The organism is Cyanobacteriota bacterium (assembly GCA_025054735.1).
Taxonomy (GTDB): domain Bacteria; phylum Cyanobacteriota; class Cyanobacteriia; order SKYG9; family SKYG9; genus SKYG9.
Genome location: JANWZG010000135.1, coordinates 1 through 9,149, shown reverse-complemented (window position 1 = coordinate 9,149; position 9,149 = coordinate 1). Strand labels below are relative to the sequence as shown.

At 48.7% G+C, this 9,149-nt stretch carries 4 protein-coding genes and 2 pseudogenes; 5 read left to right on the top strand and 1 reads right to left on the bottom strand.

Annotation, left to right across the window (positions count from 1 at the left end):
* A partial coding sequence (locus NZ772_08285; protein ID MCS6813550.1) for an FAD-binding protein occupies positions 1–648 on the bottom strand: 648 nt, incomplete at its 3' end.
* A 1,222-nt stretch (positions 649–1,870) separates the two neighbouring features.
* On the opposite strand from NZ772_08285, the pseudogene NZ772_08280 reads away from it, so the two are divergent.
* The 5 genes and pseudogenes from NZ772_08280 (at position 1,871) to NZ772_08260 (ending at position 9,020) form a co-directional block, all read left to right on the top strand.
* Positions 1,871–4,564: pseudogene (locus NZ772_08280) on the top strand (hypothetical protein).
* Positions 4,565–5,077: 513 nt separating this feature from the next.
* Positions 5,078–5,446 (top strand): annotated as a pseudogene (locus NZ772_08275) (type I secretion C-terminal target domain-containing protein).
* A gap of 142 nt (positions 5,447–5,588) precedes the next feature.
* A complete protein-coding gene (trpB, locus tag NZ772_08270; protein ID MCS6813549.1) occupies positions 5,589–6,842 on the top strand; it encodes a tryptophan synthase subunit beta in 1,254 nt (417 codons plus the stop codon).
* Positions 6,843–7,129: 287 nt separating this feature from the next.
* The gene (locus NZ772_08265; GenBank protein MCS6813548.1) at positions 7,130–8,020 is read left to right on the top strand and encodes a metal-dependent phosphohydrolase; all 891 of its coding nucleotides are present in this window, start codon (positions 7,130–7,132) and stop codon (positions 8,018–8,020) included.
* A complete protein-coding gene (locus NZ772_08260; protein MCS6813547.1) occupies positions 7,995–9,020 on the top strand; it encodes an ABC transporter permease in 1,026 nt (341 codons plus the stop codon). Before NZ772_08265 ends, NZ772_08260 begins: the two co-directional genes overlap by 26 nt.
* Positions 9,021–9,149: the final 129 nt, after the last annotated feature.

Genomic DNA, 9,149 nt, shown 5'->3' with positions numbered 1-9,149 from the left:
AATGCCCAAGGTGCCTTCAGAGCCTACAAACAAGCCAGTCAGGTCGTAGCCAGGTTGTTCTGGCACGTCACCGCCGACATCCACGATCGAGCCATTGGGTAATACCAGCTTTAGCCCCAACACATGATTCGTAGTCACGCCATACTTAAGGCAGTGAACACCACCAGAGTTTTCTGCTACGTTGCCGCCGATAGAACACACGATTTGACTAGAGGGGTCAGGTGCATAGTAAAACCCAGCCCCACTCACTGCTTGGGTCACCCAACTGTTAATGACACCGGGTTGCACGACTACTCGCTGATTATCTAGGTCAACTGCCAAGATTTTACGCATCATCGCTGTTACAATCAGCACGCAATCAGGGATGGGTAATGCTCCGCCTGACAAACCAGTGCCTGCCCCCCGTGCCACAAAGGGCACGCCATGGTCGTGGCAAATTTTTACAGCAGTAGCGACTTGTTCAGTAGTTCGAGGCAACACTACCAAGGCTGGGCGTTGGCGGTAACTAGCAAGACCGTCACACTCATACACCAGCAGTTCCTCACGCTTACGGATGACATTATCTTTGCCTAGGGCAGCTTCAAATTGGCGAGTGATGGCTGTCCAGTTAATAGGATTCGCTGGTGTTTCTGTGGATTGGGGGAGCATAGGCGATCGTTGTCGACATGACATATTGCCTATTGTAAGGTACTCAAGCCTGTCCTCTGTAGGGTGCTCTAGAAGCTTAGGCAGCTATTCTGTGGCTTTTATCAGAATCTGTGGATCTGCGTCACCATGTCGATCGCTGCCAATTAAAAAATTGGCACAGCTTTACCAAACCATGCCGCATAGCTCTTTTAAGATTTCATCAAGCATCAGGGTGTTACTAAGGGTTTCCACGAGTTTACAGACTACTAGGACAAGGTAAAGAGTCTATGGCTAGATAGTCGTGAGCAGTGTGTTAATTGGATGTGTTGCAGTCTCATCACTATAAAATGCGAATATTAATTTGGTTTTACTCAACAAACTAACCATGATAAGTCAGGTTTTATCTAAGTCTGTACAACTTGTCTACTCAAGCAAATATTCATGCCTGCCACACGAAATTATCAAAATAGTTAGTTGACAAGTTTTCCTTAGATCTGTCAAGAATAGAATTTGATTTATGCTAGCCAGCTAGAGAGTATGGAAATTTAGCTGGTATCGAAAGAATTAATTTCAGAAAGTTATGTAAGTCAGATCACGATCGACTTGTGCGATCGTGATTTATTTCGTTTGACATCATAGAAAATCTGCTCAGAAGGCTTTCAAAAGTGTTTCTTGATAAGGCTTTTATATCAATTTCGTAAATAATACTGAACCAAGAATTGAGCTGCCTATAACTTCCGTAATTCTAACGAATACTTTAGACAATCCTCATTGACATAATCATCTCGGAAATTAAGGACAGCCTCTATGGATTCTAAATTCAGTCATTGAAAACTCGTCATGAAAATCATCAGCCCCCTGATGATGCCTACTTAATAGGTACCTTGTTGGCTCAATTTAGCCGCAAGAAAATTTGACTATTGAATTATTGGAATAGGGCTACTGAGTTCTTGAAATCAGATCGGATGTTATAGGCAATATTTTCACAATTTACCTGAGCCTATACCCAAACTTGCTACTGGGTGCTGCTTAACATGATTCAGAGTTTCTCTCATGAATTCATGTGAAGGTTTCGTGTGCAAAAAATTTCTGAATGGTGTTTCCTGTTGGTTCTGTTTGTTGATTAGGCCTTTTGCAGTGCTTAATTTGCCTGACTATTGGGTGCTGATTTGACTAGGTTTTTGCCCCCAATTTCCTACTGATCACAGGAGTGAAAATACCCATGAGTAATCAACATTCGTCCATGACTCACTCTCATGCCCATGCTAATGACCCAGCTAAACAGAGCGAGCATGAAGCTTTACTAAATCTAGTTCCCCATGCAGCAGCGACTCATGTTGCTGTTAGAGATGGGTTATGGTCTGATCCGACAACGTGGCAAGGCGGCAGAATCCCCAACAACAGTGCCAATGTTTTGATTCCCACTGGTATTGATGTCATTTATAACGTTGAGAGCAATGCTCGTCTCAGGACTGTCCGCATTGATGGCACGTTGACCTTTGCCCACGATCGAAATACCAAGATGGTGGTGGATACACTAGTGAATGCACCATCGGGTACGTTGACGATCGGTCGTAAGGAACAACCCATCCAAGGTGACAAAACAGCACGCATTGTCATCGCCAATAATGGTGCGATCGACCTGAATTGGGATCCACAGCAACTGAGTCGGGGTGTGCTTTCCCATGGCAAGGTCGAAATCCATGGCCAGGAGAAAACCTCTCACTTGCGGCTTGCTCAAGATGCAATGCGTGGTGCTACACAACTCGTCTTAGCTGAAGTGCCCAAAAACTGGAAGGTTGGGGATTCGATCGTGCTCACAGGTACCTATTTTGTTCCTAATCGCTGGACTGGGAGCGAACTGGTATGGCAAGGCACTCAGGATGAAGAGCTAAAGATTACAGCCATCAACGGCAATCGGATTACGATCGACAGACCCTTGCAGTATAACCATGACGCACCCAGGGCTGATTTGAAGGCTTACGTGGCCAACTACAGTCGTAACGTCATCATCGAGACAGAGAACTACGCTGCTCTGCCCAACAGCCAACGCGGACATGTCATGTTCATGCACAACGACGCTGTGGATGTGCGCTATGCCGAGTTCTTCCAGCTTGGACGCACTGACAAGTCCAAGTACTTAGATGACTTTCAAACCCGGGCCGACGGTACCCGTATTCTGGATGCCAGCGGCAACCCGATTAAGAATTCTCCTACTAGCATCACTAACCCCCGCGGACGTTATGCATTTCACCTGCATCGCACTGGTGTTGAAAATCTGCACAGTCACCCTGCCATGGTTATTGGCAACGCTGTCTGGGGTTCGCCAGGATTTGGATTTGCCCACCACGACAGCTATGCAGTGTTTGAAAACAATGCTGCCTACAATGTATTTGGCTCTGCATTTGTGGCTGAAACGGGTAACGAGATTGGTGTATGGCGCAACAACATTGCTATCAAGTCTGAGGGCACACTGGAGATTTCTAAGGATGTTAGGCGGGTTGAGAATCATGACATTGGCAGCAATGGAGTCGGCTTTTGGCTACAGGGCAGGCTGATTATTGTTGAAAATAACGTAGCGGCTGGCCAACGTCATGCTGGGTTCACCTACATGATGCGCGGTGTTGATAATCTCAAGGCGCTGGCTAACAATCTCGATAAGCCAGACGTGATGACGCGGTACTACAACACAGTAAATGTGGATGTTCCCCCCATTCAGCATTTCCGGAATAATGAGACACTGACCTCAACCATGGGGTTTGAGGTAATCAAGAATAGTCCTCTTCAGGGTCATGACGTTCGTAGTGTCATTGATGGTTTGAAAGCTTGGGAAGTCAATGTGGGCACTCACCAGGAGTACACCAGCAAATACACCCTTAAAAACCTAGATTTGTTGGGTACTCGGTCTTCAGGGGCGATGGTAGCCAAGGTTGGCATTGAGTTTCATACCAGCACCAGCGACATGGTGGTGGGCAATTCTGTTGTTGCAGGCTTTGACACTGGAATCAATCTCAAAAAAGTTCATACCCTAGGCAACCTAAGCAATTGGGATTTTGCCTTTTTGAATGTGGATTTAACCAGGAATGGCAAGGCCCTGAACAATTTTGATCCCAGGACGGACAAGATCCTGACTAGCAGTCAGTTACAAACTGGTCGTCTGGAACTGGTACTCTCTCCTGACTGTGATTTTATCTTTGATACTTCTCAAGGCCGGGAAGTGGTGATCAAGGGGGTAAAACATGACAGCCTGGGCAGCATCAGTTACCCCGGCGGTTTGGAGAGCGATCGCCTTGACTTTAACATATTGATGAATCGTCTGGCCCAGGGGCACTATGTCGATCGCAACGGTACGCGCTTTATCACGTTTAAGGATGCGATCGCTGATCGGGTAACGGCGCAATTACGTGAATACACTTTCATTGTTGTCTTAGATAACACCTGGAATAGTTTTACCTTTAGTGGTGCATTAAGCAAGTCTCCTAGAATTGCTACCTACAACGGTATCGCACAACCTGGAATTGCCACGCCAGACATACTCACGTTTCTAGCGGCTCATCCAGTTCCCTATGCCCCTGTCGATAACCCTCGCATCTATAACTTGGGTGCTGGTGCTGGTCACGGTGGTGGCCACGGTTCTGGTCACGGTTCTGGTCACGGTCATGACCATTCTACCCACAACCACCCGCCGACGGCGATCGCCCTAAGTGGCAACAGTGTGGCAGAAAATGCAGCCGGAGCCATTATTGGTACCCTGACGGTCAGTGACATCGATGCTAACGATCGACACACCTTCACCGTCAGTGACAACCGCTTCGAGGTCGTCAACAACCAGCTCAAACTCAAAGCAGGAGTCAGCCTCGACTATGAAACCACTCCCCAAATCAACCTTTCCATCACCGCTACTGACAGTGGCAACCTCAGCAAGACCCAAGCATTCACCATCAACGTGACGGATGTGCCTGAAAACATCCACCAGGGCTTATCCCTAGCGTCCCTAAGGGCCTATGCTCCAGGAGTGCAAGACATCACATCGACCACCAGCCTGTCTAACCAAAACACGGCAGTTTCCATCACTGGCAATGGTTGGAAGGCTCTCACCATCGACAAGACCATCACTAGGGATACAATCCTGAGCTTTGAGTTTCGCAGCGATGCCCTCGGTGAAATCCACGGCATTGGCTTCGACCAAGATACGGTGTTCAATGCCCAAGAAGAGCCTCGGTTCTTTAAGCTGCTAGGGACTCAGAATTATGGCAATAGGGACTTTGATGGCAACTATCGGGTTGGGGATGGCTGGAAGGCTTACACTATTCCAGTTGGGCAGTTCTTCACTGGGGTGTTTAACAACCTGGTGCTGTTCAATGACCATGATGTCTCCAATCCCACGGCTAACAGCCAGTTTCGCAATATCCATCTGTACGATAGCGCAGTAACCTTAGCTGGTCGCGCTGGTGCTGATACCCTAGTTGGCACTAGTGGCAATAACATCATTGTTGGTGGTGGCGGCAATGACACTCTAACGGGGGGTGCGGGCAGCGATCGGTTCGTCTACAATGCCCTCAGCGACGGCGTAGACACTATCACAGACTTCAATCCCTCAGAAGACTGGCTCGATTTGCGCAACCTGTTCAAAAATCTGGGCTATCTTGGTGCTAACCCGGTAGCCGACGGTTTCTTAAGGTTTACCCAATCGGGTAATAACACACTTGTGCAGATTGACTCGAACGGTCTGACTGGGGGCGCTAACTTTAGCACCCTAGCTACATTGACTGGTGTAACAGCAAGCAATCTGTCCGTAGGGAATAACGTGCTAGTCTAAGCTGTTAAGCAATTCGTGCCAGACAATTAGCGTCTAAATGGTAAGGGGGTTCATAATCTGACCCCCTTTTCTTGATGAATTGCACAGCACTCAAGGTATTTTGTAGGATAATTTGTGACTGTTCTGATTAGATGGTGATCCCGTGACTGTTACCCCCCGTCCTCAACCAACGCCTGCACTAAGGCAACCCGCCAACACCCAACAACCCGATGCCCTAGGTCGCTTTGGACGGTTTGGGGGCAAATACGTTCCAGAAACGTTAATGCCCGCCTTGGCAGAGCTGGAAACAGCCTTTTATCGCTATAGCCGTGACCCAGAGTTTCTTGCAGAGTTAGATGGGCTACTACGTAATTATGTGGGTCGCCCCAGTCCACTTTATTTCGCTGAGCGGATGACGACTCACTACGCTCGCCCTGATGGTACAGGCCCTCAAATTTACCTGAAGCGAGAAGACCTTAATCATACAGGTGCCCACAAGATCAACAATGCCCTTGCCCAAGTACTGCTAGCAACTCGCATGGGTAAGCGCCGGATTATTGCCGAGACGGGTGCAGGGCAACATGGTGTAGCAACTGCAACGGTTTGTGCTCGCTTTGGGTTGAACTGCATTATCTACATGGGCATCCACGATATGGAGCGGCAGGCGCTGAATGTGTTTCGGATGCGATTGATGGGAGCAGAAGTGCGACCGGTGGAAGCAGGGACAGGAACCCTAAAGGATGCCACTTCAGAAGCAATTCGCGATTGGGTAACCAACGTGGAAACAACCCACTACATTTTGGGATCCGTAGCTGGGCCTCATCCTTACCCAATGATTGTGCGCGATTTCCAGGCCGTGATTGGGCGAGAAACACGCCAACAATGCTGGGAGGCGTGGGGTGGGTTACCGGATATTTTGTTGGCCTGTGTAGGGGGTGGGTCTAATGCCATGGGGCTATTTCATGAGTTTATGGCCGATCGCTCAGTACGCATGATTGGCATCGAAGCAGCAGGCCGAGGACTGGACACCAATGACCACGCCGCTACCCTAACCAAGGGCAGGATTGGGGTTCTGCACGGTGCTATGAGCTACTTGCTTCAGGATGATGATGGACAAGTCATTGAACCCTATTCCATCAGTGCGGGATTGGACTACCCAGGAGTAGGGCCAGAACACAGCTTTTTGAAAGATACGCAACGGGCAGAATACTATGCAGTGACCGATCAAGAAGCCCTGGAGGGGTTACAACGCCTTTCTCGCCTAGAGGGCATTATTCCTGCCTTGGAAACAGCTCATGCGATCGCCTACCTAGAGACTCTCTGTCCTCAACTAGTGGGTAGTCCTCGGATTGTCATCAACTGTTCTGGTCGAGGTGATAAAGACGTGCAAACGGTGATTAAACAGCTAGAGATGTAGTGTCTCATCTAGTCTGGAGAGGTAGGAGTGATCCCCCTCTTCCGCAATTCCATCATTGAACGCTATATATCTCTATAGTGTTCAGTAGTGTTCAGTTGATGTCTTGAGTTAGCGTTTCGTGTTATCTAAAAGATGGTCGTTATTGATCTGTGTTACCTGGGTAAATTTTTAATACAGTAAGGGAAGGGGGATGGCAAGCTGGCGCTAACCTGTCAGTAATTTGTCACTGGGTAGTTTGCGACTTTTGAAGACAGTTACCACAAATTTTGATTAGTAGCAGGTTTGTGATGTTCAACGCCACAGAACTTTTGATTGACCACTTTGTTGATCAGTTAAAGCAGGGCTATTACCGCACCTATGGTGGCTGGCATAGCGACTATCAAGAAATTATTGGCTGGGCGGGCAGCATGGCGTTGGAAAACATTGCCAACAGCGATGCCCTTTATCACAATGTCGAGCACACTATTTTGGTAACCTTGGTAGGCCAGGAGATTCTACGAGGCAAGCACATTCGCGAAGGCGGTGTTTCTGCCCTGGATTGGCTGCACTTCATTATTTCGCTGGTTTGCCATGATATTGGCTATGTGAAGGGTGTGTGCCGCCAAGACCGGATGAATGAGCATCTGTATGCTACTGGACGCGGCGATGAGATGGTCAGGCTGCCAGCAGGCTCCTCAGATGCAGGGTTGACCCCCTACCATGTCGATCGCGCCAAGCTATTCATTGATGAGCGCTTTGGTGGACATCCCTTGATCGACGCTGAACAGATTAAGTTCAATATTGAACTCACTCGCTTTCCTGTGCCTAATGAAGAAGATCACCAAGATAAGGTGAACTATCCAGGGCTGTTGCGAGCCTCAGACCTAATAGGTCAGCTCAGTGATCCCCGGTATTTGAAAAAAATCTGCGCCCTATTCTACGAGTTTGAAGAAACAGGCGTGAACAAGCATCTGGGTTATCGTAATCCCGATGACTTGCGCCGCAACTATCCTAAGTTTTACTGGCATGGCGTATATCCCTACGTCAAGGATGCCCTGCAATATTTATCCCTGACTCAGCAAGGACAGCAAATTATTGCTAACCTGTACTCTAATGTGTTCATGGTTGAGCACGATGAACGGTACAGCAACAATAGTCAGGTAAAGAGCAGCAATGAACTGGTGGAAGCGGCTTCGTAATAACCCCCTTGCCCGATGGGGTGCCGCGTTATTATTGGCATTCTATTTGGTTGCTATTTTTGCTGACTGGGTGGCACCCTACAGCCCGACAGAATCTCAGGCTGCTCCTCTGCTGCCTCCTACTACGATTTACTGGCGAACTCCAGCAGGGCAATGGATGGGGCCGCATGTGTATCCCGTCAGTCAAGGTGCGATCGACTTGGAAACTGGCGATCGCCCGCTGCTAGTTGATTTTAGTCAACCGTCCCCCATTCGGTTGTTTGTTAACGGGCATTTATTTGGGACGATCGGCCCTGGGCACCTCAACCTGTTGGGTACTGACGAGCAAGGGCGAGATCAATTTAGCCGCCTTGTGCATGGTGGACGCATTAGCCTATTCGTTGGCCTAGTCGGTGTGGCGATTTCATTTCCCTTGGGGATGCTGGTTGGTGGGGTAGCTGGCTATTTTGGGGGATGGGTTGACGCTGTGCTGATGCGCATAGTTGAAGTCTTGTTGACGCTCCCTACGCTTTATCTGCTCATTACCCTAGCTGCCATCTTGCCCACTGGCCTCTCTAGCAGTCAGCGCTTCTTACTGATTGTCGTAATTACGTCCTTTGTGAGTTGGGCGGGGTTAGCACGGGTAATTCGAGGGCAAGTCCTCTCCATCAAAGAGCGAGAATATGTTCAGGCTGCTCAAGCGATGGGTGGTCGTCCACTATACATCATCTTGCGCCATGTGTTGCCCCAAACTGCTACCTACGTCATTATTTCTGCAACTCTGACAGTCCCTAGTTTTATTCTGGCAGAGTCCGTGCTGAGTTTAATTGGTCTGGGTATTCAACAACCCGATGCCTCTTGGGGCAATATGCTATCTTTGGCCACTAATGCCTCAGTGATTGTGTTGCACCCTTGGTTAGTAGCTGCCCCTGCCCAGATGATTGTCTTGACAGTGTTAGCGTTTAATCTGCTGGGGGATGGGCTGCGCGATGCCCTTGATCCCCGTAGTCTACAGCGTTGAGTGTCTGCCCAGGTTGGGAATACTAGGGTTGATATCAATGATGCAACGTTTAGGGGATTATGGGACTACGGGCGATCCACTCCTATTGGCAACGAATCAGACAACTGTGGCTAGCAGCGGAGAGTTATT